Annotated in this window: 28 protein-coding genes; 17 read left to right on the top strand and 11 right to left on the bottom strand. The window is 65.7% G+C overall.

Annotated elements, in window-relative coordinates; all coding sequences use genetic code 11:
• Nucleotides 1-413 precede the first annotated feature (413 nt).
• The 3 genes from ACWEO2_RS36835 to ACWEO2_RS36825 are packed head-to-tail and all read right to left on the bottom strand — an operon-like array spanning nt 414 to nt 1,394.
• Complete coding sequence (locus ACWEO2_RS36835; protein WP_452409584.1) at nt 414-668, bottom strand: hypothetical protein; 255 nt, start codon at nt 666-668, stop codon at nt 414-416.
• A gap of 19 nt (nt 669-687) precedes the next feature.
• The gene (locus tag ACWEO2_RS36830; RefSeq protein ID WP_452409583.1) at nt 688-1,023 is read right to left on the bottom strand and encodes a hypothetical protein; all 336 of its coding nucleotides are present in this window, start codon (nt 1,021-1,023) and stop codon (nt 688-690) included.
• Nucleotides 1,023-1,394 (bottom strand): hypothetical protein, encoded by a 372-nt coding sequence (locus ACWEO2_RS36825; protein ID WP_452409582.1) that lies wholly within the window; start codon nt 1,392-1,394, stop codon nt 1,023-1,025. Before ACWEO2_RS36825 ends, ACWEO2_RS36830 begins: the two co-directional genes overlap by 1 nt.
• A 228-nt stretch (nt 1,395-1,622) precedes the next feature.
• On the opposite strand from ACWEO2_RS36825, the gene ACWEO2_RS36820 reads away from it, so the two are divergent.
• The 6 genes from ACWEO2_RS36820 (at nt 1,623) to ACWEO2_RS36795 (ending at nt 7,917) form a co-directional block, all read left to right on the top strand.
• Nucleotides 1,623-2,531 (top strand): helix-turn-helix domain-containing protein, encoded by a 909-nt coding sequence (locus ACWEO2_RS36820; RefSeq protein ID WP_452409581.1) that lies wholly within the window; start codon nt 1,623-1,625, stop codon nt 2,529-2,531.
• Entirely contained in the window at nt 2,521-2,733 is a 213-nt protein-coding gene (locus ACWEO2_RS36815; protein ID WP_452409590.1) for a DUF397 domain-containing protein, read from the top strand. The genes ACWEO2_RS36820 and ACWEO2_RS36815 overlap by 11 nt, the downstream gene beginning before the upstream one ends.
• 58 nt (nt 2,734-2,791) lie before the next feature.
• A complete protein-coding gene (locus ACWEO2_RS36810; protein ID WP_452409580.1) occupies nt 2,792-4,165 on the top strand; it encodes a glutamine synthetase in 1,374 nt (457 codons plus the stop codon).
• Nucleotide 4,166: 1 nt separating this feature from the next.
• Nucleotides 4,167-5,243, top strand: coding sequence for an amidohydrolase family protein (locus ACWEO2_RS36805; RefSeq protein WP_452409579.1), 1,077 nt, complete (start codon nt 4,167-4,169; stop codon nt 5,241-5,243).
• A 165-nt stretch (nt 5,244-5,408) separates the two neighbouring features.
• Nucleotides 5,409-6,611: a glutamate ABC transporter substrate-binding protein gene (locus ACWEO2_RS36800; protein WP_452409578.1), complete on the top strand. Its 1,203-nt coding sequence runs from the start codon at nt 5,409-5,411 to the stop codon at nt 6,609-6,611.
• Between the two features lie 82 nt (nt 6,612-6,693).
• Nucleotides 6,694-7,917: an RtcB family protein gene (locus ACWEO2_RS36795; RefSeq protein WP_452409577.1), complete on the top strand. Its 1,224-nt coding sequence runs from the start codon at nt 6,694-6,696 to the stop codon at nt 7,915-7,917.
• 145 nt (nt 7,918-8,062) lie between these two features.
• On the opposite strand, the gene ACWEO2_RS36790 is transcribed toward ACWEO2_RS36795, so the two are convergent.
• A complete protein-coding gene (locus ACWEO2_RS36790; protein WP_354961137.1) occupies nt 8,063-8,545 on the bottom strand; it encodes a hypothetical protein in 483 nt (160 codons plus the stop codon).
• Between the two features lie 662 nt (nt 8,546-9,207).
• Here ACWEO2_RS36790 and ACWEO2_RS36785 point away from each other — a divergent pair.
• Nucleotides 9,208-10,254 carry a hypothetical protein gene (locus ACWEO2_RS36785; protein ID WP_452409576.1) on the top strand — a complete coding sequence of 349 codons (1,047 nt, stop codon included), beginning with the start codon at nt 9,208-9,210 and terminating at the stop codon, nt 10,252-10,254.
• Between the two features lie 219 nt (nt 10,255-10,473).
• Here the strand turns inward: ACWEO2_RS36785 and ACWEO2_RS36780 are convergent, their stop codons facing one another.
• On the bottom strand, nt 10,474-11,115 hold the full coding sequence (locus ACWEO2_RS36780) for a LysE family translocator (protein WP_354961139.1): 642 nt from the start codon (nt 11,113-11,115) through the stop codon (nt 10,474-10,476).
• Between the two features lie 276 nt (nt 11,116-11,391).
• Nucleotides 11,392-11,814 (bottom strand): nuclear transport factor 2 family protein, encoded by a 423-nt coding sequence (locus ACWEO2_RS36775; protein ID WP_354961140.1) that lies wholly within the window; start codon nt 11,812-11,814, stop codon nt 11,392-11,394.
• A 132-nt stretch (nt 11,815-11,946) separates the two neighbouring features.
• Here ACWEO2_RS36775 and ACWEO2_RS36770 point away from each other — a divergent pair, with 132 nt between their 5' ends.
• The 3 genes from ACWEO2_RS36770 to ACWEO2_RS36760 all read left to right on the top strand — a co-directional run bounded on the left by ACWEO2_RS36770 (nt 11,947) and on the right by ACWEO2_RS36760 (nt 15,195).
• Nucleotides 11,947-12,483, top strand: a complete 537-nt coding sequence (locus ACWEO2_RS36770; RefSeq protein WP_354961141.1) for a TetR/AcrR family transcriptional regulator — start codon at nt 11,947-11,949, stop codon at nt 12,481-12,483.
• A 300-nt stretch (nt 12,484-12,783) separates the two neighbouring features.
• Nucleotides 12,784-14,916, top strand: coding sequence for a RecQ family ATP-dependent DNA helicase (locus ACWEO2_RS36765; protein ID WP_452409589.1), 2,133 nt, complete (start codon nt 12,784-12,786; stop codon nt 14,914-14,916).
• A 120-nt stretch (nt 14,917-15,036) separates the two neighbouring features.
• Nucleotides 15,037-15,195: a hypothetical protein gene (locus ACWEO2_RS36760; RefSeq protein ID WP_355183985.1), complete on the top strand. Its 159-nt coding sequence runs from the start codon at nt 15,037-15,039 to the stop codon at nt 15,193-15,195.
• Nucleotides 15,196-15,223: 28 nt separating this feature from the next.
• Here the strand turns inward: ACWEO2_RS36760 and ACWEO2_RS36755 are convergent, their stop codons facing one another.
• The 4 genes from ACWEO2_RS36755 to ACWEO2_RS36740 all read right to left on the bottom strand — a co-directional run bounded on the left by ACWEO2_RS36755 (nt 15,224) and on the right by ACWEO2_RS36740 (nt 17,963).
• Nucleotides 15,224-15,430 carry a hypothetical protein gene (locus ACWEO2_RS36755; protein ID WP_354961144.1) on the bottom strand — a complete coding sequence of 69 codons (207 nt, stop codon included), beginning with the start codon at nt 15,428-15,430 and terminating at the stop codon, nt 15,224-15,226.
• 65 nt (nt 15,431-15,495) lie between these two features.
• Nucleotides 15,496-16,077: a hydrolase gene (locus ACWEO2_RS36750; RefSeq protein WP_452409575.1), complete on the bottom strand. Its 582-nt coding sequence runs from the start codon at nt 16,075-16,077 to the stop codon at nt 15,496-15,498.
• A 42-nt stretch (nt 16,078-16,119) separates the two neighbouring features.
• On the bottom strand, nt 16,120-17,526 hold the full coding sequence (locus tag ACWEO2_RS36745) for an MFS transporter (protein WP_452409574.1): 1,407 nt from the start codon (nt 17,524-17,526) through the stop codon (nt 16,120-16,122).
• Nucleotides 17,523-17,963 carry a MarR family winged helix-turn-helix transcriptional regulator gene (locus ACWEO2_RS36740; protein ID WP_354959475.1) on the bottom strand — a complete coding sequence of 147 codons (441 nt, stop codon included), beginning with the start codon at nt 17,961-17,963 and terminating at the stop codon, nt 17,523-17,525. The genes ACWEO2_RS36745 and ACWEO2_RS36740 overlap by 4 nt, the downstream gene beginning before the upstream one ends.
• Before the next feature lie 112 nt (nt 17,964-18,075).
• On the opposite strand from ACWEO2_RS36740, the gene ligD reads away from it, so the two are divergent.
• The 7 genes from ligD (at nt 18,076) to ACWEO2_RS36705 (ending at nt 25,507) form a co-directional block, all read left to right on the top strand.
• A complete protein-coding gene (ligD, locus tag ACWEO2_RS36735; protein WP_452409573.1) occupies nt 18,076-19,035 on the top strand; it encodes a non-homologous end-joining DNA ligase in 960 nt (319 codons plus the stop codon).
• Between the two features lie 89 nt (nt 19,036-19,124).
• Complete coding sequence (locus tag ACWEO2_RS36730) at nt 19,125-20,081, top strand: D-isomer specific 2-hydroxyacid dehydrogenase family protein (protein ID WP_452409572.1); 957 nt, start codon at nt 19,125-19,127, stop codon at nt 20,079-20,081.
• Between the two features lie 99 nt (nt 20,082-20,180).
• Complete coding sequence (locus ACWEO2_RS36725) at nt 20,181-21,167, top strand: alpha/beta hydrolase (RefSeq protein ID WP_452409571.1); 987 nt, start codon at nt 20,181-20,183, stop codon at nt 21,165-21,167.
• Nucleotide 21,168: 1 nt separating this feature from the next.
• Nucleotides 21,169-22,074 (top strand): SDR family NAD(P)-dependent oxidoreductase, encoded by a 906-nt coding sequence (locus ACWEO2_RS36720; RefSeq protein ID WP_452409570.1) that lies wholly within the window; start codon nt 21,169-21,171, stop codon nt 22,072-22,074.
• Between the two features lie 50 nt (nt 22,075-22,124).
• Complete coding sequence (locus ACWEO2_RS36715) at nt 22,125-23,039, top strand: ferritin-like domain-containing protein (protein WP_452409588.1); 915 nt, start codon at nt 22,125-22,127, stop codon at nt 23,037-23,039.
• Between the two features lie 11 nt (nt 23,040-23,050).
• Complete coding sequence (locus tag ACWEO2_RS36710) at nt 23,051-24,601, top strand: flavin-containing monooxygenase (RefSeq protein ID WP_452409569.1); 1,551 nt, start codon at nt 23,051-23,053, stop codon at nt 24,599-24,601.
• Between the two features lie 135 nt (nt 24,602-24,736).
• The gene (locus ACWEO2_RS36705) at nt 24,737-25,507 is read left to right on the top strand and encodes a MerR family transcriptional regulator (protein WP_452409568.1); all 771 of its coding nucleotides are present in this window, start codon (nt 24,737-24,739) and stop codon (nt 25,505-25,507) included.
• Between the two features lie 102 nt (nt 25,508-25,609).
• Here ACWEO2_RS36705 and ACWEO2_RS36700 read toward each other — a convergent pair whose 3' ends face one another.
• Complete coding sequence (locus ACWEO2_RS36700; RefSeq protein WP_354959468.1) at nt 25,610-25,777, bottom strand: hypothetical protein; 168 nt, start codon at nt 25,775-25,777, stop codon at nt 25,610-25,612.
• Between the last annotated feature and the right edge of the window lie 119 nt (nt 25,778-25,896).

Here is a 25,896-nt window from a genome sequence, read left to right as displayed (position 1 = left end):
CGACTCGCCGCCCGGCGAGTCGCCCGACGGTCAGCAGCCTCACCACGGATTCCGCGCTCACGGTAGTAGCGTTGCCGCCCACACGGTGGAACGGCCACCATGGCTCTTGTCGTGCCGGACATCTCGATGCGGCTCGCCGGAGTCGTTGGCGCAGCGGGTGGCGTCGGCAGGCCCGGCGCTATCGCTCGGCCGGTTCGAGATGGACGACCAGTGGCCGAGCGGCGCTGAAGATCTCAGGTTTCCGGTCGCATCAGCGAGCGCCGTCAATGCGACCCGCACCCGATCCCACGTCCCGTCACCGGCATACCGGCGATGCCGCTTCCACCCCGTCTGCCACGGACCGAACCCTGGTACAGGTAGCAAGGGCTCGAATCAGACGATCGCCGCGCGCCGGGTCGGTGGATGACCGTCACTCAGGTCGTCCCCGGCGAATGCTCTTTAGGGGACAGGGATTCCGTCCAGTACTCGTGACGTACCGCGTCCCACAACCGCGACAGTGCCGGGAACCGCTCCCGGACCTGCACCAGGTCCGGTGCGGTGGCCGCGCTCGACATCGATATCAGCGGCTCCGATTCGAAGAGGTTGCGCACCAACATCATTCGAACGCAGTGGTCGTCGAGCCGCCAGATCGCCTGCCAGCCGTCCACCTCGGTGCGATGCTCGCTCATCCCGACTCCCCCCGGATCGTCAGCCGTCGCCGCCACTGTTCGCGCCCGGAATGGGTAGCGCCAGCTCGGTGAGCTTGTCCAGCACCTCACGCAGCGTTTGCACTGTCGGCCCGCCCTGCGCGGAACCCTCGCGGTCCAGTGGCGGGAACTCGAGGCCACGCGCGGCGGCGCGCTCGCGCGGGGTCAACGACTGCGGCGTGACTCGACCCGCATCGACCAGCGTGTAATACGCCGCCGCCTTCCACACGCACCAGCCGATACGGCACGCGCGATGCTCGCGCATCTGCTGATGCGCCAACGCGATATCGGCATACCCGCAAACTCGCGGCGGCGTGACGATCATGTCCTCGCGCATCAGGCCACCCCTGTCTCAGAGATGGCCCGGTAGGCGACCCTCGCCCATGTCGTTGCGGGACAAACGGTTTCGAGATCGAAGTCCTCACACACCCGCGCTGGTTGATCGTCGACCTGAGCCAAGTCGTAGACCACGATCGCGGCAACACCCAGCCCGGCGGCGATCCCGAGGGCGTACCCGATCGGGTCGGGGATGTCCTGCGGTGGCCGTACCGTGTAAACGTACTGGTAGCCCAGAATCCGGGCGTGCTGCGTTACGGCGTTTGCGTGCCGGGGTGTTGCGAGTCCGGACACGTCACCGCGCACGAATCCAACAGCCTTCGGCGCGTCGGATTGCCCTGTATGTGATTCTGCCACTTGATTGTTCGTCATCGTTCCAGGCCTTCGGTCGATGGAGCTGCGGGGGGGCGGTCGGACAGGCCTTGTATCTCAACGATTTCCAGCTCGAGCGCCGCCCACAGCACAGCATCAGCAACCGATAGACAGCAGCAGAAACGAGAACTCGATTGCGATTGCTCTAAAACGCCAGAACGGCGCTCGGTTCTGCAGTAAGAACAGGCTCAGTTTCCGATCCGATGTGACTCGATTCCAGGAGACCCCGTGACCAGCACCGAAGAGCACGGCCCGTCATCAACCCTGCCGCGCCGCCAGCTCGGACGGTTCCTTCGCGAACGCCGCGAAGCCACCGGATTCACCATTGCCGAAGCCGCCAAATTGGTCGACCTTTCCAGAGCCGTGCTTCAGCGCATCGAGACCGGACAGATTCAAAAGGTCCGCAGACAGGACGTCCAGGCGCTATGCGAGGTGTACGACGTCGGCGACGACGACACCAAGGCCGCCGTCGACCTCGCCCAGCAAGGCAGAGTGAAGAGCTGGCACCACGTCTACGGCGGCTTGTACAGCAACGCGTTCAACATGTACGTGGGGCTCGAGGCCGCTGCACGCCGACTCACAAGCTGCCATGAGCAACACGTTCCTGGCCTGCTCCAGACGGTCGACTACGCGCGGGCAATCATCAGCGCGGTTCCCATGTTCACCAGCACTGACGACGTCGACCGGCGCGTCGAGCACCGAATGAAACGGCAAGCGCTCATCACGCGCAAGACGAACCCGATCCAGTTGAACGTGATCTTGCACGAGTCGGTGCTATACCGCGTGATCGGCAACCGGAGCATCATGGCCGCGCAGCTGAGGCACCTCGCCGAAATGTCCAAGCGACCCAACATCACGCTGCGGATACATCCATACAGTGCAGGTTTGACCTGGGGGACGCCCAACAGCTCGTTCATCATCCTGGAGTTCGAGCGCATCGCCAAAGGTGAACCCATCGAGCCTCCAGTGGTATTCATCGACGGCGGAGCGGCGCAGGACGTATATCTTGAGAGGCCTGAGGATGTGCGGTTCTATGGCGAGCTTGCTTCGGCCATCCGGGATGCATGTCTGGGCGAGGTGGAGACTAGAAACCTGCTGCGACAGGTGGCGAAGGAGCACGAACGTGGTGAACGTTGACCTATCCGGGGTGAACTGGTTCAAGAGCAGCTACAGCGAAGGCAGCGGGCAATGCGTCGAGGTGGCATGGCTCGACGGCGGAAAGGTCGGCGTTCGGGACTCGAAGAACCCAACCGTCCCAGCACTGGTATTCACCCCCAGCGAGTGGGATGCCTTCACCGCAGGCATGCAAGACGGCGAGTTCACCCGACCCACCGCATAACACGACCAGGTCGGCCGAGTCCGCCCCCAAGCGGGCGGGCGCGGCCTATCTTGGGACTATGCCCACCATGCCGGACCGGATACCGGCCGAAGGTGCCCACGATGCGCTGATCGGACACCTCGAGGCCCATATGGTCGTGCTGTCCTTCGTCGACAATGCCGGAATAACCAGGGTGAAGACCGTGCCGAAGGGGCGGCTGGCGCATGCCGCCAGATACGGGATCGGCGTCTCGCCCTGCTTCGAGACGTTCACCTTCGACGATCTGATGTCGGTCGGCCGATATCTCGGCGGGCCCGACGGCGATCTGCGCCTGATCCCGGACCTGTCCCGGCTGACCGAACTCGCCTGTCAGCCGGGCTGGGCCTGGGCGCCCGCCGATAAGTACACCCAGGATGGCACCCGCTTCGTCGCCTGCCAGCGTGCTTTCGCGACCCGGCAGGCCCAAGCGGCGCAGGAGTCGGGTCTGCGGCTGTCGATGTCCTTCGAGACGGAGTGGGCGCTCGGGCGCGCGGATACCGAAAGCGATTTCGTCCCAGCGATATACGGACCCGCCTACGGCATGATCCGGTTGAGCCAGGTGGCCGAATACGCCAGCGACCTGGTCGCGGCATTGGAACGCCAGGAGATCGCGGTCGATCAGTTCCATCCGGAATACGCGCTCGCGCAAATGGAGCTGTCGGTCGCACCCAACGATCCGGTGGCCGCGGCCGATGACGTGGTCCTGCTCCGGCACACCATCCGGCAGGTGAGCGCGCAATACGGCTGGCGCGCGCTGCTGGCGCCGTGTATCGAGCCCGGCAGTGCGGGTTCCGGTGCGCACCTGCATTTTTCGCTTCAGGACGAGCAGGGGCCGCTCTTCGCCGCTGGCGACGGACCGTACGGCATGCGACGCGCCGGCGAGGCCTTCCTGGCCGGTGTGCTGCGGGAACTGCCCGCACTGGTCGCGATCGGGGCCGGCAATCCGGCGAGCTTCCTGCGCCTGCAGCCCTCGCGGTGGGCCGGGATCTGGCAATGCTGGGGTCGGGAGACCAGGGAGTCCGCCCTGCGCTTCATCACCGGCGTGCGGGGCACCGAGGAATGGGCCGCCAATGCCGAGATCAAATGTTTCGACGCGACCGGTAATCCGTATCTGATCGTCGGCACGGTCATTGCCGCCGGGCTCGCTGGCGTCGCCGAAGAACTGCGGCTGCCCGCCGAAATCACCGGCGATCCGGTGGGATTCGATGCGGAACAACTCATGCTCTCGGGTGTGCGGCGGCTGCCGACCAATTCCATGGAGGCCGCCGACGCACTGGCGGATTCCAAGGTGCTCGCCGAGGCGCTCGGTGTCGAATTGCACGATGCCCTGCTCACCGTGCGCCGCGCCGAGGCCGAACGCTATCGGGATATCAGCCCGGCCAAGGTGGTCGAGTTGACCCGGTGGCGGTTCTAGCGTGCTCACTGATGGCATCGCGCTCACCGATCACCACTGTCACGGCGTAGTGGCCGCCGATCTGGACCGGCCGGGTTTCGAGCGGCTGCTCGGCGAGGGGCAACGCGGCAGCTTCGATTCGGCGCTCGGTCTCGCGGTAAGGCGTTGGTGCGCACCGGTTCTCGATCTGGAGCCGCATGCGGATCCGGAGCGGTATCTGGCCCGCCGCGCCGAACTCGGCTGGCGCGAAACGACCACCCGGCTACTGCGCGCGACCGGTGTCACCCACTGGTTCCTCGACACCGGATTCGGCGGCGGACGAGCGGAATTCGCGGCGGTCGCCGGAGGTGAGGTGTGCGAGATCGTCCGACTCGAACACCTCGCCGAACAGGTGATCGCCGAGGTCGCCGTGGAGACGACGCCGTTCGAGGATATCGAGACCGCGCTGCGCGGGCGGGTCCGAAATGCCGTCGGCCTCAAGACAATCGTGGCCTACCGCTGCGGACTCGACTTCCCGCGCATCGACTCCCCACCCGATGAAGTCCCCCTCGAACGCCGCCTCACCGATCCGGCGACCCTGGGCTGGCTGGTCGGACTCGGTGCCCGCATCGGCGCGGAATTCGGCCTGCCCCTGCAATTCCACACCGGTTTCGGCGACACCGATCTGCGGCTTCGGCACGCGGATCCCTTGCTGCTCACCGACTTCCTGCGGGCCACAGCGGGCTCGGGCACATCGGTCGTACTGCTGCACTGCTGGCCGTTTCATCGCAACGCGGCCTATCTCGCACACGCCTTCGACCATGTGCATCTCGATCTCGGCCTGACGATTCCGTATGTGGGACAGCGGGCCGCGGCGGTGCTCGCGGAAGCACTCGAACTCGCCCCGTTCCGTTCGATGCTCTATTCCTCGGACGGCTACGGACTTCCGGAACTGCACTACCTCGGGGCGGTGCTGTGGCGCCGCGGTCTCGGCCGCCTGCTCGACGAGTGGATCGCCGAGGACGTCATGACGACCGCTGACGCCGAAGCACTCGGCATTGCGATCGCCAACGGAAACGCGGCGCACATTTATCGAAACCCATCGATCGCCCATCGGTAGCCAGATCTCAAAAAGTGAACGGTTTCGCGCAATGCACACTCGCTTCCATCAAGTAATCAGCGAAAATTATGCGCAAATCGTTCGCGCTGATAATTAGCTGAACATGCGCGGGGGCGCGAACCTGCTCGACCGAGGTATCCCGGCATCGAGAGGAGATTCGGCTCGATGAAGCGCTCGATCCTTACTGTCGGCCTGGCGAGCGGCGTGGTGCTGGCCGCCTGCGTGTACCCGATCGATCACACACCATGGACCGTCACCATCGGTATCAAATTCGATCAGCCGGGGCTGTCGGTCATGGGCGAGGACGGGATTCCGCACGGATTCGACGTCGATACCGCGATCTATATCGCGAAATACCTCGGCGTCGATGCCGAGCGGATCAGCTGGCTGGAGGCACCGTCGAATCGACGCGAAGCGCTGCTGGACAGCGGCGAGGTGGATTTTGTCGTCGCGTCGTATTCGATCACCGCCGATCGACAGCGGGCGGTGTCCTTCGCCGGACCGTATCTGCTGGCCGGTCAGGATCTGCTGGTCCGACGCGGTGCGGCGGATATCGATCGGCCGGAGGCGCTCGACGGCCGGACCGTCTGCACCGGCGAGGGTTCCACCTCGGCGGACAAGATCAAGCGAGACTTCGCGACCGGTGTGCAGGTCAGCGTCGAGGAGACCTATTCGACCTGCGTGGACGAACTGCTCGCGGGCGAGGTCGACGCGGTCAGCACCGACGATGTGATCCTCGCCGGATTCGCCGCACAGCATCCGAACGAGCTGCGGGTCGTCGGGCGCCCCTTCACCCGCGAACGGTACGGCGTCGGCGTCGAAAAGGGCGACACCTTCCTGCAGAGCAAGATCACCAATGCCATTCAGGCCATGATCGCCGACGGCACCTGGGCCCGCGCGGTGGCCGAGAATATCGAGCCGTCGGGATATCGGCCACTGCCCGCGCCGCTGGTCTTCAATCCGCCGGATGCGCGCACCACGACGAACAATCCGACCAGCTCCGACCCGGCGCTGACCGAGGCCGTCGGACAACTGGCCGCGACCGCGAATGCCCGACAGTGGCAATCGTTCGCCGCGCTCATTTGCCCGGAGGCGCTACCGGCCGTCAACACGCTGGTTGTGCAGTACACGCCGCAATACGACGGGCGGATCGGCCCGGAGGTCGAGGGTGCGGGCTTCACCACCACGATTACCGGAATCACCCAGACCGGCCCGGATTCGGCGACCTTCCTCGCACACGAATCCTTCACCAATGTGCCCGCGAAATATCGGCAGTACTTCAAGGACATCGATTACACCGGGACGATGGCGCGCCGCGGTGGGACATGGAAACTGTGCGGCCTGGCCGCCGATTTCGTGGAGCCGTAACCGGCCAAAAATGATGTGCGGATAGTGGTGCGGGGAATCTAGCGTTGAAGGGGAACACACCGAACGAGAAAGGATGTTCCCCATGTTTCCCGTCGAGCTGCGCGGTACTAGGGCGCAGACGCTCATGTGGGCCAACGAGCACGACATCGAGCAGTCCGCGCTGCGGCAACTGCGAAATATCGCGCAACTGCCATGGGTCCACGGCGTCCGCGTCATGCCGGATGTGCACCTCGGCAAGGGGGCGACGGTCGGTTCGGTGATCGCGATGCGCGATGCCGTCGCGCCAGCCGCCGTCGGCGTGGATATCGGCTGCGGCATGGAAAGCGTCAAGACCGACCTCACCGCCGCCGACCTGCCGGACAATCTGCATTCGCTGCGCTCGCGCATCGAAGCGGCGGTACCGGTGGGTTTCCAGGCGCACAAGAATGCGGTCGATGTCACGAAGCTGGGGGCGCAGTTCGCTGCGTCCCACGGCGAGCTGGCCCGGCACAACACCGGCTGGAACCGTTTCTGGTCCGAATTCGGCGCATTGCATTCGGGCGTGCAGGCATTGGAGTCCAAGGCGCATAAGCAGATCGGCTCGCTCGGCTCCGGAAATCACTTCATCGAGATCTGCCTGGACGAGCACGATTCGGTATGGATCCTGCTGCACTCCGGTAGCCGCAATATCGGCAAGGAACTCGCCGAGCGGCATATGACCATCGCGCGCGCACTGCCACACAACCAGGATCTCCCCGATCGCGATCTGGCCGTATTCCTTTCCGGTACACCGGAAATGGAAGCCTACCGGCGTGATCTCACCTGGGCGCAGGAATACGCCGCCCGCAACCGCGCGGTGATGCTGTCGCTGGTATGCGGTGCGGTGCGCACGGAATTCGCGGGACGCGAGGTGCGTTTCGACGAGCCGATCAGTTGTCACCACAATTACGTGGCGGAGGAGCTGATCGACGGCGTACCGATGCTGGTGACCCGTAAAGGCGCGGTGCGCGCTGGCGCGGGCGATCTGGCATTGATCCCGGGCTCGATGGGCACCCGCTCATATGTGGTGCGCGGCAAGGGAAATCCGGCCTCGTTCCAGTCGGCATCGCACGGTGCGGGTCGGCGGATGAGCCGGAATGCGGCGAAGCGGCAGTTCACCGTCGCCGATCTGATCGCGCAGACCGAAGGGGTGGAGTCGCGTAAGGATGCGGGTGTGGTCGATGAGATCCCGGCCGCGTACAAGGATATCGATGAGGTGATCGCGGCACAGAGCGATCTAGTCGATATCGTCGCGACATTGCATCAGGTGCTGTGTGTGAAGGGGTGAGACGTGGCCGAATTGCGGTGCACACAACCGCAATTCGGCCCGAACCAGCTCAGCGACACTACGACAATTCCGACGCAGCAGCCGCTGCTGAGCGTTGACGAGGTCGGCATGCAAAGATCGCGTAGGCAATTCGGCCTGAACGTATTCAGCGCCGCCGCAGTGTGCCCGCGACGCCCGCACCGATCAGGAGCACGCCGAGGATGAATGGGAAACCGCTGGTCACCCAGGTGATCAGCGCGAACCGCATTTCATCCGACAGCACCGGCAGATCGTCGTGAATGATCCGCCAGGTGTCGTCGGGAAAAAGGAAGTACACGAATCCCGGCACCACACCCCAGACCAGTCCGGCCAGCACCGTCCCGGCCGGTGAGTACGCGGCCAGCGCCGCGACCAGCAGCAATAGCAGTGCCGCTGCCACGATTTGGAAGGTCGATCCGGCCCGATTGGCCGCGGATCCGAGGATGACCCACTGCCGGGTATCCAACGCCGCATGGGCGGCCAGTCCGATCCCGACCGGCGTCACCACCAGACCGACCAGAATGCCGACCAGAGTCCGCCCGAACCCACCGGTGCTGCGGAATTGGGAACCGGGCGGAGACCAACCCGGCGGCGGCTCATAGTTGGTCATGGCTACCTCCTGCGCGGTCCCACGGTGTGCGTGCGTGCCGAGCTATCGTCTCACCGTTACCTGAAGTGTGAGTGTTCGTATGAAGAATGACGACTCATCGTTCAGGCAGCCGTTCCTTGCGGAGTGGCAGTACCCGTCTTCCCGGCCCGAGAACCGTGCGGGGCAGACGCTTCCACGCCACCTGCCTTCCCAACCACCGTGGTGGGGCGGGTCTTGCGGTCGGCTCCACGTCCTTGTCCAGCCCCATGACCGGCGGCCAGGCTACTCCCGGTACCAGTCCCCGTTCCACCACCGGTGTCAGTGGCGTCCACCGGTGTCAGTGGCGTCGCCGAGGCGGGCGAGGTTGATCGCGGCGTTGAGATCCCAATCGATCACGAGACCGCAACGAGGAACCCTAGTGCGGCTGCGGAGAGGCGGATGAACACTCAAATCAGTATCTCCCCAAGGAAATTGGACCGAGCGATGGCAGTCTGCAGATAGCTGGGGAGGGAGGCGGGCGAGGCGTGGCGATCGTCGGGTCGGGCCGTCCATTCCGTCGCTCGCCCCAGTCCGTTACGCCACCGCAATTCCCCAGCCACCTCGAAACTCTCGCAATCCGGCCACAGGACTGGGGGCGCGTCGGCGGCAGCGCTGTGACGCCAATTGCTGGCAAGATCAACGCTATGCGCTCTACCGTGCCCACCCTCGGGTTGCTGATGGCGGCTGTCCTGCTGACCGGATGCGGCTATTTCGATCGAGGACGCGACCAGGCCGAGCATGACAGCTGGTCACGCAAGATCGAGACGGCCATCCGGGCCCTGCCGGGGGTGACCGACGCATCACACCGCTTCGAGCACTACAAGGGCAGGCATTTCACCGCCGAACTCGACGTGCAGCTCCGCGACGACGCCACTCCGGCCGAGGCCGCGTCTGTGGTGAGTGCCATGGGCGCTCAACCGCTTCCGCACCGTTTCAAAGGCGACCCGATAACGGTCACCATCGATCGGATGGCGGACTCCTATTCCGCGTACTGGATGTTCGGCCGTGACGTGAGCACGGAAGCGAACGCCGCCCACAATTGGGCGCGACTATGGGCTGCGGGCACCGAAGTGCACTGGGGCTCGAGCGGCGGCTTCGCGGACCGCATCACCAACACCATCGACATCCGGGCGGGCTCCGAGAGCGAACCCCACCGCGCCACCGCGGCGATGCGCCGAATCATCCGGGACTTCCCCGAACTGGCATCCAACCAGTGGATCGTATCCCCCGTTCATGAGCGGGAGCGCGGGTTTACCAATCACTCGGAACGGATCCCCGGGTCGTATCCATGGCCCCATGATCGCGTCACCCCCCACCAAGAGCCCACCCCTCGCTTCCCGTCCAATGACGAACTCGACCTGTGGCAGTGGTTCCTGACCGATCAACCCATCCCGTTCTTCGCTCGGGTGTCGGTCTACGACCCGCCTTTTGAAGGCCGCACACTGGGCGTCACCGTATTCCCTCCCGTAGGTACGGAATTCAGTGCCGCGCAGACCACACAACTCGCCGATCTGCATCTTCCCTACCTGGCTGGCTCCGGCGCGGCGGTCGCCTACACGATCCACACACCCAACGGCCCCGTCTACTCCATGGGCCCCTTTTTCGAGGTCGTGGTCGGCGGCTGCCAGACACCCGGATACAACGTCTTACCGGAGTCGCAGCCCTACGTACGTCAATACGAACACTGCTGATCCGCGTCCCACAACCACCGTGTCGAGATGATCGGTAGCGCCGACGTCGAAGGCCGGCACAAGACATCGCGGCGAGATCATCCGGCCTGATCTCGCATTACTGCGCTGATATTGGCCTTCTAACGCCGTACGGCGGTGAATAGTGCGGGACTGGGCCAACTATTCGGAACTCGGCATTACCGCGCACTTGCCAGCAGCGTGTTATTCGCGTCGGTCAGCCTAGGCCGGAACCGGGCGGGTCCGGTCGGTAGCTAGTAGAACGGCGACGACGCCGAGCATTGTGCCGGTGACCCAGCGTTGTGCCCGCATCCAGAGCGGGCGGCCGGTCAGGAACGCTGCGATTGTGGCGGCTCCCAGCACGATCAAGCCGTTGACCGTCAGCGCGATACCGATCTGCACTGCGCCCAGCAGAAGGCTCTGCAACCAGACTCGCCCCTGTTCTGGGGTCACGAACTGCGGGATCAACGCCATGTAGATGATCGCGATCTTGGGATTGAGCAGGTTGGTGACCAGCCCCATGCTGAAGAGCCTGCGCGTGGAGTCGGCGGGCAGATCGGAGGGCTCGAACACAGAGATGCCGCCGCGCAACGTCTTCCACGCCAAGTACGCCAGATAAGCTGCGCCGGCCAGCTTCATGCTCAGATACAACCCCGGCACCACCGCGAAGATCGCGGTAATCCCGACGGTGGCGGCCACGAGATACACGATGAATCCGACGGCCACACCCGATAGCGATACCAGACCCGCTCGTCGTCCCTGCGATATGGTGCGCGACACCAGATACATCATGTTCGGGCCCGGCGTCAGCACCATTCCCAACTCGGTCGCAGCCACTCCCAACACCGCCGTGGTTTCGATCATGCTCTCATCCTGGGGTGCAGCTGGCTATTTGTCGCGAGCCAGTTCCGACGCACTGGAACCGTAACCGTTGCTGTCGGGAGAACCTGCCGTTGAAACATCGCGGAATCGGCAGATGCGGACGTTCACGACCACGCGCCCAGCGGCAATTGAGTGCGTTCGGGCCGTTACCGGAGGACGCCTCCAGGCGGCTGCGCGCCCACGATCCGCAGGGGCTTCCGCCGCTGGCCGATGTTGGAATCCGGCCAAGGCGGTTACCGCGGTGGCGGTCTGTTGTCTTCAGTGGGCGGAAACATCTTCTGGTGCCTCATCTTTCAATTCGGATAGGTCGCGCGTGATGGCGTCGACCCGATGCAATCGCCCGTCCGGGGCGAGATCGCCGAACATGTATATCTCGGTGGCGATCGTCCGGCCTGTGCGCATCGTGGCGATGACCGTGTAACGGGCTGCGACACGGTCACCCGAGGCAATGGTGTCCATGATGTCGACCCGGCACTGGGTCACGTTCTTGCGGCTCGGTTTCGCGTGAGCCACCAACCTGTTCCGATCCATCGGGTGCCCGTCGCTGAGCCAGAGAATATCGGGGGTGTGGTACCGATCTACGATGACTTCGGGCTCTTCGGCCCCGAAGGCCATTTCCGCCACATATGCGGTGAGGTATGCCGCAAGGTCGTGTCCAGGGAGGGTGATGGAAGTTGCCATATCCGTTCACCTTTCAGATAATTCATACAACGCTGTCAAGGCTAAGCTCATCCGCTAAGATTGACAAGGATGTCAGAGAAAACTGGTTCGCCCCGCCGCCGGAGAAGTGACGCCCGCCGCAGCGCGGAGTCGGTGCTCGAGGCCGCCGTACGAACACTCGGCGAGCGACCCGACGCAAGCCTGGAGCACGTGGCCATGGCCGCAGGGGTCAGTCGGCAAACGGTCTACGCCCACTTTCCGACCCGCGACGCGCTGATCCAGGCCGCGGTTGCCCGCATCACAACAGAGGTCGTCGCCGCCATCGATGTGGCTCGCCTTGGCGAAGGCCCGGCAGGGGAAGCCCTCCAGCGATTCCTCGACCTCTGCTGGCACATCATGCAGCGCTATCCGATGCTGCTGCACCTGCCCCCCGCCGATCCGGCCGACGATCATGATGCCCACGCACCGATACTCGGGCCACTGGACCAGCTGATCCGCCGTGGTCAAGCCACCGGCGAATTCGATCCCCACTGCACGCCCGAATGGTTATTGACCGCCGTCATGACGCTCGGCCACGCCGCTGGCTCCGAGGTGTCATCGGGCCGCATGACGGCAGGCGTGGCAATCGCGTCGTTTCAGTACAGTGCTCGAAAACTGATCACGGTGCAATCAGTCCAAAAGCGACGGTAGTGATGACAACGGGCCGGTTCGGTACGACTCGCGAGAGGAAACCGCTCACCTGGTCACCATCCTGAAATCGGCATTACCGAGCACTCTCAGGTGATCTCGCCGGCCGTGGCATCAACCATGTGACCGGCCGGGATCCTGCCAAGATCTTGACTCGAGACAGACTCGCGTTCACTCACACTCCCCAGAGAGCAATTCACAACCCTATTGTTCATTGCCCAGGAGTATCGGCCGAGCCGTCGAATTCGGGCAGCATGGTGCGCACGGCGGTGGTCGGGAGTGCTGTCGGTGGCATCGGGCACGATGGAGCGCATGACCACGGCGGCCGGTACGTCAGCGATCGACCTCACAGCTCCCGACCTGCGCGAGCGGGCCGAGGAGCTGCTGCGCGACCTGGCGGGACCGGGGGCGAGGCTGCGCGCGGATCAGTGGACGGCGATCGAGGCGCTGATCGTGCAGCGGCGGCGGGCGCTGGTGGTGCAGCGCACCGGCTGGGGTAAGTCGGCGGTGTATTTCATCGCGGCCAAGCTGTTGCGGCGGGCGGGACGCGGCCCGACGGTGATCGTTTCGCCGCTGCTGGCGCTGATGCGCAATCAGGTCGCGGCCGCCGAACGCGCGGGCGTCGTCGCGGCGACCATCAATTCCGGCAATGTCACCGAATGGGACGAGATCCATGATCGGGTGGCCGCGGGCGAGGTGGACGTGCTGCTGGTCAGCCCGGAACGGCTGAACAATCCGGACTTCCGCGACCAGGTGCTGCCCAAGCTGGCCGCCGACGCCGGACTGGTCGTGATCGACGAGGCGCACTGCGTCTCCGACTGGGGTCACGATTTCCGGCCCGACTACCGCCGCATCCGCACCCTCATCGCCGATCTCGGCTCCGATGTGCCGGTGCTGGCCACCACCGCGACCGCCAATGACCGGGTGGTCACCGATGTCGCGACCCAGATCGGCACCAAAACGTTGGTACTGCGCGGCACCCTGGATCGTGAATCGCTGCACCTTTCGGTGGTCCACTTCGACGACGCGGTCGAGCGCACCGCCTGGCTGAGCGGGCACCTCGGCGAGCTGGCCGGCTCCGGCATTGTCTACACCCTCACCGTCGCCGCGGCCCACGATCTCGCCGATGTGCTGAATGCGCACGGGCACAATGTCGCCGCCTACACCGGGCAGACCGATACCGCCGAACGCGAGGTGCTGGAGGCGGCGCTGCTCAACAACGAGGTGAAGGCGCTCATCGCCACCTCCGCCCTAGGCATGGGCTTCGATAAACCCGATCTGGGGTTCGTGGTGCACGTCGGCGCCCCGTCCTCCCCCATCGCCTACTACCAGCAGGTGGGTCGCGCGGGCCGCGGCACCGATCGCGCCGAGGTGGTGCTGCTGCCCGGACCCGAGGACACCAGGATCTGGAGTTACTTTGCCTCCGTTGCCTTTCCGCGCGAACACATAGTGCGCTCGGTACTCGACGCCTTGGATTTCGACCGGGCCATGTCGACGGCCGCCCTGGAACCGCTGGTCGAGCTGAACCGCTCGCGACTGGAGATGGTGCTCAAGGTGCTGGATGTGGACGGCGCGGTGCGCCGGGTCCGCGGCGGCTGGATCGCCACCGGACAGCCGTGGACCTACGACACCGAACGCTACGAACGCCTGGCCGCGGCCCGCGAGGTCGAACAGCAGGCGATGATCGACTATCAGCGCACCACCGGCTGCCGGATGCGGTTCCTGCGCCGCCAGCTCGACGACCCGGGACTGCCCGCGCTCGACGGCGATGCGCCCGGCTGCGGTCGCTGCGACAACTGCACCGGCACCCGGCTCGATACCACCATCGATTCCTCGGCCATTGCCGCGACCCGGGCCCGACTCGACCGTCCCGGCCTCGACCTCGCCCCGCGCAAACAGTGGCCGACCGGGATGGCGAAACTCGGCATCCGGTTGTCCGGCAAGATCACCAATGGCGCCGAGACCGGACGAGCTCTCGGCAGGCTCACCGATCTGGGTTGGGGCCAGCGCCTGCGCGCCCTCCTCGACGCCCCGGACGATCCGGTTCCGGACGCGGTCTTCGATGCCTGCATCGCGGTATTGCGCGAGTGGAATTGGGCGACCCGCCCGACCGCGGTCATGGCCCTCGAATCGCATCGCCATCCGGTGCTCACCGCCACCCTCGCGGCCCGCCTCGCCGAGGTCGGTCGCCTCCGTGACCTCGGCACCCTGCGGTTGCGTCCGGACCGGCCGCCGGTATCGGCCGCGAATTCCGCGCACCGGGTGGCCGGGCTGTTCGACTCCTGGCTGGTCCCGGACCCGATTTCGGTCGACGGGCCGATTCTGCTGGTCGACGCCCTCTCCGATACCGGGTGGACGCTCACGGTGGCGGCCCATGCGCTCCGGAACGCCGGTGCACCGGCGGTTCTGCCCTTCGCGCTGGCGACCCAGACGTAATCGGTACCAGGCGGGCGGGTGCATGTGCGAACCCGTCGTTTACCGCTCAATAACTAACAACCTAGCGAATATTTAGCGAACGCGCGTTTCAGACCGGGTTCGGTAGGTCACGATATCCACATGAACTCGAACATGCCCGCAGAACGGCTGCTCAGAGAGGTCACCGCGCGGTATGGCTCGGCCGAGGCGTTCTTCGAGATTTTGCAAAACCAGTGCGTCGACCCGCTCGCCGACACCATCGAGCTACCGCCCATGCCGGAACTGCGCGGAGACAACTGAGCCGCCGCGGTCGGCTACCGGTCACGCCTCACTGGCGCGCATCCGGTAGCCGAAGCGTCGGCGGATCCGGTTCCATTCGCTTGGTATCGCTGAGTCGGTCGTCGGGCAGGATCGGCCGGCGCGGCTCGCGGACGCCCGCGGCGCCGCCACCGGCTTCGCCGGGACCCCGGCCGCCACCGGCGGGGACCCCGCGTCCGAACAAACGACGAATCGCTCGCATCAGCTTGGTCATCATCTCGCCAGTGTGCGCCCCTTCGATCCCGGTTGACACCCGGTGTTCACGACCGGCGAAGCCACGGGTCAGCGGGTTGCGGCGACCAGTTCGACGATCTCGGCGGTGGTGCCGGTTTCGCCGAGGCGCGGGAAGATCTTGGTAATGCTGTGCCGGTGGGCCTCGGCATCGGAATCGGTCATGGCATCGACGGCCAGGGTGACGTGGTAGCCGTGTTCGTGCGCGGCGCGGGCGGTCGATTCGACGCCGATGCTGGTCGCGATCCCGGCCAGCACGATCTGGGTGATGCCGCGGCGGCGCAGTTGCAGGTCCAGGTCGGTGCCGTAGAACGCGCCCCAGTTGCGCTTGATGACGTGGATATCCTCGGGATGGCCGGTGAGATCGTCCACGATCCGGTCCCAGCCCTCCGGCGGATTGCCGCCCGGGAACGGAAATTCATTGCGCCCCTTCACCTGATCGGCGCCATCGGCCGAGAACGAGACCCGCACCAGCACCACCGGCAGACCGTGGGCGCGGAAGGCATGGGCGAGCGCGGCGGAGTTCTCGATGACCGCCGCGGCCGAATGCGGTTGGCGCGGTGCGGCGACGATGCCGTGTTGCAGGTCGATGACGACCAGTGCGGTGCGCTCATCGAGTGTGGTAACCGGCATGATGCGACCTTTCGAGGCGAATTGTCCTGGGATATATGAAGATCAGGTTGCCGCGCGCCCCACGTGCGCGAGTGAGCGATCCGCAAGCGTGACGATCACCAACAGCACCGACACGACGAGCAGCAATACCGCCAACTCGTGCACCCCGGCGCTATCGGCGGCCTGCGGGAAGACGGCCGCATCGGCCGCCGCCGCGATCAACGCACCGAGATACATTCCGGTGCGCAACAATCCGGCCGACGACGCCATTCGCGCCGGATCGGCCTGGTAGTACAGCGCATTCTGATTGGCCAGCCCGTTGAGCCCCTGCGGCAGCCCCATCAGCACGCCGAGTGCCACCAATAGCCAGATTCCGGTGTGCGGACCGAGCAGCAGCAGGCATGCGCATGCGGCGACCTGCAGCAGACCGCCCGCGATGAGCTTGCCGCGCACCTGGCGACGCCGGCCGGTAATGGCGGTAATCACTATGGCGCTCAACGACATCGGCAACAGCACCAGCCCGGCCACGGATGCACTCAGTGACCGCCCCTCCTCCAACCATTGGGTAAAGCCATAGAGGAAGGCATAGGCGGTGACGAAGGCGAGCACCTGACGGCCATAAGTGGCCAGCAGCGGCGCATTACCGCCGAGCACCCGCAGATCGATGAACGGCGCGGCGGCACGCAACTCCCGCAGCACGAATACCAGCCCGACAAGACCGGCGATCACCAGCAGATACCAGTGCGCGAGGGCCGGTTCCATCAGAAACAGCATCGATGAGACCAGCGCACCCGCGAACAACACCATGCCAGCGATATCCACACCGCCGTCCTGCCGCGCCCGCACCGCCGCGGGCAATTCAGCCCTCCTGGGCAGGCGCATCCGCCCGAGCACCAGGCACGCCAGCGATAGCGGCACATTGATGGTGAAGATCAGATGCCAACCGCCCACGCCGATCAGCACCCCACCCAGCGTCGGCCCGACCACCGCCATCACCTGATTGGCGATCGACAATACGGCGAGCACCCCGGCCGGGCTCTGCGCTCCGGTCCGCTCGGATTCACTGCGCAATAGGAACATCGAGGCCGGATAGGCCGCCGAGGTGCCGAATCCGAGCAGCACCCTGGACAGGATCAGCACGCCGAGACCGGGCGCGAGCGCACCGAGCACGCCCGCGATACCGACCAGTGCGGTGCCGATCAGATAGAGGGTGCGTGGCCCATATCGGTCGACGAGCCGTCCGAGCACCGGCTGCCCGACCGCGGTCGCCAGGTAGAGGGCCGAGACCAGCCAGATGGTCTGCGACGGCGGTGCGCCGAACGCCTTCCCGATCGGCACCAGCGCCACCGCGAGCATCGAGGAGTTGATCGGGTTCAGAATCGAGCCGAGGATCATCGGCGCGATCAGCCCGCGATCGAATCTCGTTGTGCCAGTGGACGATCCAGCGTGCTGCTGTTCGACAGCGGTCATGATTGCGCCACATCGTCCAGTAATGCGAGCGCCTCGAGAATGGTGCGCCGTTGCGCCTCCGTACACCGCTGCTGCAGGGTTCGAGCCAGCCACTCCTGGCGCACCTGCCGGTCACCCCGCAGCCGCTCGCGCCCCGCCGCGGTCAACGACAGCAATTGCCTGCGCCCGTCCGCGGGATCCGGGCGGCGTTCGACGAATCCGTACCGATCCAGCGCCGCGACCGTCATGGCCATCGACTGCGGCCGCACGCGTTCGGCCGCGGCCAGATCGCTGGTCGATGCCGCGCCGTCCTTGTCCAAGCGGCTGAGCACGGCCGCCTGCGATGGGGTCAGGTCGTCATCGGCGGCCAGTTCGCGCATGCGCCGTCGCAGCCTGCCGAAGACGACCCGCACCTCGGCAGCGGCCCGAACGGCGGATTCGGAGATCTTCTCGGCCATGCCGACGACTCTAATTTATTCAGTCTCAACTGTACAGTTCCAACTGCCCAGTTCGAGCTGCATATCACGCGGATGCACGCGATCGGACCGTGCAGCCGTTATCGTCGGACAGGTGGCCAGTAAGTCCGCGTCGCCCGCTGTCGAACTCGATATCGGCGACCGCACCGTCCGCATCTCCAACCCGGACCGGATCTACTTCCCGGAGTCCGGCGCGACCAAGCTCGACCTGGTGCAGTACTACCTGAGCGTCGGGGACGGCATCGTCCGCGCGCTGCGGGACCGGCCCTGCATGCTGCACCGCTTTCCGAAGGGACTCGCGGGCGACAAGGTGCATCAGAAGCGGCTGCCAGCGGGCGCGCCGGACTGGATTCCGACGGTGCGGGTCTTCTTCCCGCGCTACGGCAGACATGCGGACGAACTCTGCGTGGACAAGTTGGCCGATGTCATCTGGGCGGTGCAGATGTCGACCGTCGAATTCCATCCCTGGAACTCCCGCCGCGCCGACACCGAGCGACCCGACGAATGGCGGATCGACCTGGATCCGATGCCGGATTGCCCGTGGTCGCGGGTGCGGCGGGTGGCGGGCGTTGCCCATGAGGTGCTCGACGAATTGGGTGCGGTCGGCTGGCCGAAGACCTCCGGCGGCAAGGGCCTGCACATCTACGTCCGCATCGCGCCGGAGTGGGGTTTCACCGAGGTGCGTCGCGCGGCACTGGCCTTCGCGCGCGAGGTCGAGCGGCGCGCGCCCGACGATGTGACCACCACCTGGTGGCGCCGGGACCGCGATCCGAACCTGCTGTTCGTCGACTACAACCAGAACGCCCGCGACCACACCATCGCGGCCGCCTATTCGGTGCGCGGCGTCCCGGAGGCGACGGTATCCACCCCCGTCCGCTGGGACGAGATACCCGATATCGAACCGCAGGATTTCACCATGAAGACCGTCCCCGCGCGCTTCGCCGAATTCGGTGATCTGCACGCGGGCATCGACGACGCGGTATTCCGCATCGACCGACTGCTGGAGTGGGCCGACCGCGACAACGTGACGGTCGACCTCGACGAGCAGGACTGACAACCGACGGTCGGCGCAGCTACCGGTGCTACCGTTCGCTTCGGAGTCAGCCGCTGCTCCCTGGTCTCGCCCGCGATAGGAGGTCGTCCATGAGCCCCGCCGAGGTTCCGGTTCCGATCGCGATCGGCCCGGCCATGCCCGCTCCGACCTTGCTGCGCAAGGCGGTGGTCGAATGCGGCGCGAACGTTGTGGATCTGGCGGAGGCCAGGGCGCTGATCTGGGCCGGCGGTCCCCGCGAATTCCCGGACGAACTGCCCGAGCGCGTCGAATGGGTGCAGCTCCCGGCGGCCGGTGTCGAGGACTGGTTCACCGCGGGCATCTTCGCCCGCCATCCCGACATTCGATTCACCTCCGCCGCAGGCGCTTTCGCCGCCAGCGTGGCCGAACACGCACTGATGCTGCTACTCGCCGGGGTGCGCTATCTGCCCGAACATCTGCACGCCGGGAGTTGGCGGCAGCAGGAATTCTTTCCCCATGTCGACACGCTGCACGGTAAGACCGTGGCGATCGTCGGCGCGGGCGGAATCGGGCGCGCCCTGATCCCCATGCTCATTCCGCTCGGTGTGCACGTCATCGCGGTCAACCGCTCCGGCACACCGGTAACCGGCCCCGGCATCCCCGACACCGTCGAGACGATTCCGGCCGATCAGCTCGCCCGGGTCTGGCCGCGCACCGACCACGTCGTCATTGCCGCCCCGGCCACCCCCGCCACCCGCCATCTGGTCGGCGCCGACGAACTCGCCCGCCTCAAGCCGACATCCTGGATCATCAATGTCGCCCGCGGCAGCCTGATCGACACCGACGCGCTGGTGGCCGCGCTGGCCGCGGGCGCGATCGGCGGTGCGGGCCTCGACGTCACCGATCCGGAGCCGCTGCCCGACGGACATCCGCTCTGGGTGCTGCCGAATGCCATTGTCACCCCGCATGATTCGAATCCCCCGCAACTGCGACTCGCCGCCTTCGCCGACCACGTGAGCGAGAACGTGCTCCGTTTCATCGCTGGCCGAGATCTCCTCGCGCCGATCGACCCACACCGCGGCTACTGATCCCTCGGCCGATGCGGGGCCTGGCCCTGGCGCCATCGTGATCAGCCTGTTTTAAATGTGCCATTGACAACTGGCACATTCATCGATGACGCTGAGGACATGACAAGGTCAACGAGGACCTCGGTCCCCGGCGTTCCGACGGTGCCGTCGGCGCGGTCCAGGCTCGCTGCGACGGCATGCGAGATCGGGCTGCGGCCGCTGAACAATGCGGTACCCATGAACGCACCGGGAGTGTGGTTCGCACGCAAGCTGATCGCGACGATCATGGCCACGGCGGGCCCAGCGCCGCGAGGCACGGCTGTCACCCAGGTCAGATCCGGCACTGTCCGCGGCGAATGGGTCCGTGCCCCCGGTGTGGATTTCGGACAGCGCGCCATCTACTACATCCACGGCAGCGGCTATGTGGTCTGTTCGGCCCGCACCCATCGCGGACTGGCCGCACAGCTCTCGCGCAGGACCGGGCTGCCGGTCTTCCTCACCGACTACCGGCTCGCGCCGGAACATCGGTTTCCGGCCGCCGCCGATGATGTCGAGGCCGGATACCGCTGGCTGCTCGACCGCGGTATCGCGGCACACGATCTGGCGATCGCCTGCGATTCGGCGGGCGGACATCTGGCGCTGGATCTGCTGCTCGAGAACGGACGCCATAACCGGCCGCAACCCGCCGCCGTCGCGATGTTCTCCCCGCTGCTCGATCTGACCCTCGGGCTGGCCGCCGAACAGGAACGGCGGCAACGGGATCCGGTCATCTCGGCCCGCGCGGCCAGCCGACTCCCGCACGCCTACACCCGCGGTCTGCCCGCCGACGCACCGCGCCTGCGGCTGCGCGTGCCACCGGGTATGGCGCTGCCGCCGATGCTCATCCAGGCGGGCGGCGCCGAAATGCTCAGCGCCGATGCCCGACACCTGCACGAGATGGTGCGGGCGGTGGGCGGCACGTGCGAACTCGAGATCTGGCCGGGCCAGGTGCACGTTTTCCAGGCGCTGCCGCTGCTGGTGCCGGAGGCGGACCGGGCATTGCGGCGAGCCGCCGAATTCCTTTGTACCGCACTGATTTCCCATACCGTCACGGAGAAGGTGAGCTGATATGTTCGGATTGGAGAGGCTCATTCCGGTCGGCATCCGGCCGCGCCGCAGTCACGGCGCACGCGCGGTGGTGACCGGCGCTGGCAGTGGCATCGGCCGGGCCTTCGCACTCGAAATCGCCGCCCGCGGGGGGCAGGTGATCTGCGCCGATATCGATGAATCCCGCGCCGACGCGACCGTCGCGCTCATCGAACGCGACCACCCGGGCGCGGCACACGCGTTCCGCTGCGATGTCTCCCGGCGCGAGGACGTGGAAGTGCTCGCGCGCTTCGCCGAATCGCTGTTCGAACGCCCGGTCACGCTGGTGGTCAACAATGCCGGCGTCGGCATCGGCGGAAAGCATGTCGGCGAGATCGGTTTCGACGACTGGGAATGGGCGCTCGGCATCAACCTGTGGGGTGTCGTGCACGGGTGCGAGATCTTCGCACCGCAGCTGCGCGCCGCCCACCACGGTGGGATCATCAATGTCGCCTCGGCGGCCGCCTTCGCCGCCGCGCCCTCGATGGCGGTCTACAACGCGTCCAAGGCGGCGGTGCTGTCGCTGTCGGAGACCATGGCCGCCGAAATGAGCGGCACCGGGGTCGCGGTCACCGTGCTGTGCCCGACCTTCGTCAAGACCAATGTGGCACGCGACGGCCGCATTACCGAACAATCGGCTCGGCTGGCCGACACCCTCATGCGCCTGACCGGCTTCTCCCCCGACCGGGTCGCGCGCACCACCCTCGACGCCCATGACCGCGGCCAGCTGTATGTGCTGCCGCAACTGGACGCCCACCTCATCTGGCGGCTCAAGCGCTACTTCCCCGCCCAGTACACCTATGCCCTCGGCCTCCTGGATCGGCTACTGCCACAGGAGAACCCGACCACGACGGACCGCTCCGCGGTCTCCGATAAGACGGGAGTCTGATCATGGCGAACGCTGCCCCTTCCGAGCGACCCGCAAGAGATCGGTACGGCATGGACTTCGACGATATGCTCCGCAAGATCAAGGATCGGCAGTGGGCGCTGGCCGATATCGACTGGGATGCCCCCGGCGCGGACACGATCTCGCCCGAACTGCACGCCAAACTGAAGCCGTTCATGGCCGATCTGATGTGGATCGAGAATGTCGGCGCGCGCGGTTTCGCCGCCATGGCGAAGAAGGCGCCCACTGAAACGCTGCGCGAGATCTACCGCTACTTCCACGCCGAGGAGCAGAAGCACGCCAATGCCGAACTCGCGCTGATGCGGCGCTGGGGCATGCTCGACGGCGATGAGATTCCGCAGCCGAATGTGAACGTCAAACTGGTCATCGACTTCCTGGACCAGTACTCCGACGATATGTCGCTATCGTTCCTCGGCACGGTGATCCCGATGCTGGAGGTCGCCCTGGACGGCGCGCTGATCAAGTTCATCATGGACGAGATCGAGGATCCGATCTGCCAGGAGGCCTTCAAGAGGATCAATGCCGACGAATCCCGGCATCTGGCCGTGGATTTCGCGGTAATGGATCTGCTGGGACACGCGCAGATGCGCAAACTGCTGATCGATCTGGTCGGCGGCTGGGCCAAGCCCTCGTTCATCATCGGCGTGCTGAGCTATGTGCCGCTGCTGAACAAGATGCGCGACAACATTGTCGAGATGGGCGTCGACGAGGAGAAGCTGTACACCGCGCTCAAGCGCTACGCCAATGTCGGCGAGCGCAGCGAATTCGCGCGCCGGCTGCCGATGTACCAGATCGTGAAGATGCACGGCGGCTGGGTGATCAACCGGGGCCACCCCTATCACCTGCTGGCCGACGCACTGGTGAAGATCACCGCGCGCGTGCCGAAGGCGCTCTTGCGCAAGGACCCCACCTGGTCCAAGGAACTCACCTACGAGCCCGCCGCATGAGGAGCGAACAGATGGATACCGCATCGCGCAGCGATTCGATCGGGGGTGGCGGCCGGACGACGGGTGGGCGCACAGTGGACGTCGCCATTATCGGCGGTGGGTTCGCCGGTATCGGTGCCGCGATTCGCCTGCAGCAAAGGGGAATCGGCGACTTCGCGATCTTCGAACGCGGCACCGCGATCGGCGGAACCTGGCGCGACAACACCTATCCGGGCGCGGCGTGCGACATTCCGTCGCGGCTGTACTCCTACAGTTTCGCGCCGAACCCGAACTGGTCGCACACCTATTCCGGCAGCAGTGAAATCCTCGGCTATATCGAGTCGATGGCCGCGCGATTCGGACTGCACAAGCATTTTCGCTTCGGCCACAATGTCACCGGCATCGTCTTCGACGAGGACGCCGGAGTCTGGGACATCACGATCGAAGGCCGAGCCGAGACCGTTCGCGCGCGGGCCGTGGTGCTGGCCTCGGGACCGCTGGCCAATGCCGGTCTGCCGAATATTCCGGGTATCGAGGACTACCGGGGACACAAGATCCACAGTGCCCGTTGGGATCACGACTATGACTTCACCGGCAAGAAGGTCGCGGTCATCGGCACCGGAGCCAGTGCGGTGCAGATCATTCCGGAACTCGTCGAGCAGGCGGCCGCGGTCAAGGTGTTCCAGCGGACGCCGGGATGGGTGCTGCCCCGGATCAATCGGCGCACCACACCGCTGACCAAACAGCTCTACCGCCGGGTGCCCGCCGCCGCATCGCTGTCGCGCCTGGCCTGGTTCTACGGGCACGAATCGGTGGCGCTCGGCGTGGTCTGGAATACCCCGCTGACCCGGGTGGTCGAACTCGTCGGGCAGGCCCAATTGCGCAGGCAGGTCCGGGATCCGTGGCTACGCCGCCAGCTCACCCCGGACTTCCGCGCCGGATGTAAGCGGCTGCTGATGACCGATGAGTACTATCCGGCGCTGCAACGCGATAACTGCAAGCTGATCACCTGGCCGATCGCCCACATCGCCGAACACGGCATCCGCACCGCAGAAGGTATCGAGCACCAGGCCGATTGCATAGTCTTCGCCACCGGATTCGATGTCTCCAAGACCGGCTCCCCCATTCCGGTCGTCGGCCGGGACGGGCGGGTGCTCGCCGAGGAATGGCGCCACGGCGCCTATGCCTATAAGAGCATCGCGGTATCCGGCTACCCGAATCTGTTCCTCACCTTCGGGCCGAACTCGGGGCCCGGACACAATTCGGCGCTGGTGTACATGCAGGCCCAGATCGACTATCTGGTCCACGCGATCGGCATCATCCTCGACCGGAATCTGCGCATGCTCGATGTGCGCCGAGACCGGCAGGACCGCTACAACGCCGCGATCCAGCGGCGGCTGGGCAGCACCACCTGGAACTCCGGCTGCCGCAGTTGGTATCTCACCGAGGACGGGTTCAACGCGACCATGTATCCGGGTTTCGCCACCCAGTACGTCGGTCAGCTGCGGACGGTGCACCTCGATGACTACCACGTCGTGCCGGTGAGCGCGCGCACGAAACCGCGGATCGCGGCGGTTTCCTAGCGCCGGGCAGCTGGTTGTTCCGAGCGACCGGCAAGCAATCGCCAGCGGTGGCCCTATCGTTAGACTCGGTCGGTTCCAAGACCGTGTCCGGGCCGCCGGTGCAGCGCGGCGCACTCGCTATGGGAGGTGATATCGGTGCCGGAGTACCGGATCGATGATCTCGCCCGCGCCGCGGGCACCACGAGCCGGAATGTGCGCGCCTACCAGGAACGCGGGCTGCTACCGCCGCCGGTCGGCAAGGACGGGCGCGCGAGCATCTACGACGATTCGCATCTGGAGCGGCTGCGGCTCATCGACGCGCTGTTGCAGCGCGGCTTCACCACCGCCCATATCGCCGATTTCATCACCAGCTGGGAGACCGGCAAAGACCTCACCGAGGTGCTCGGCCTACAGCACGCGGTGACAGCCACCTGGGCCAAGGAGGAAACCTTCGAGGTCCCCCGCGAACTCATCGGCACCATTCTCGGCGCCGACACCGATGAACTCGTCGACCGGCTCGCGGAGATGAAACTGGTGCGGATCGACGGCGATACCGTCGCCTTCACCGATACCGCACTGCTCACCTCCTTCGCCGAATTACACGAATACGGCCTGGAACTGCGCACGCTCATCGAGATCTACGCCAAGGTCGCCGATCACATCGATGACATCACCCACATCATGATCACGGCCGCCAAACAGCACATCGTCGACGAACACGGACCCGGCTGGCTGCCGGAGACCAGCAGCGAAATCGCCGACACCACAACGATGCTCAACAAGATGCGTGAACTCGCCGTGGCCTCGGTGCACGCCACCCTGGCCCGATCCCTCGATGTCACGCTGCGCCGCGAGTTGGGCGATTACCTCGCCACCGCCGCGGAGCGCGAGCGTGGGCGCACCGGCTCATTGCCCGACGCGCCCTGACCGCCAGCGAAATGCGCTGGGCCGCATGGGGGATGGCAGCCCGACGAAGTCGGCGCGGCGAGTACGCGCTTGCCGCGATCACGGGCGGTAGGTTTCGAGTGTTCACGCCGCCGATTGCCGCAAGTCGGTGCGGCCGAGCGTTTCGGCCCGACAGGCCCGGTGCTCCGCGCACAGGTAGGCGAATTCGGGCCGGATGAATGCCGGGTCCAGTCGCTGTGCGAACGTCAAGTTTTCGCGACGCCAGCAGTCGCCGCATACCACCGTGTTCATGTGGCACCTCATTCCGCTCACGGGACGTGTGAGCAGGAGTTCCCAATTCCGGCGGAATCAACGCCAGGTGAGCTCATGGCAACACAACCGTTACTTCGAACCGGGGCCCGCCGCATGTC

Source organism: Nocardia sp. NPDC004278, assembly GCF_053602975.1.
This window is presented reverse-complemented; position numbering and strand designations above follow the sequence as displayed.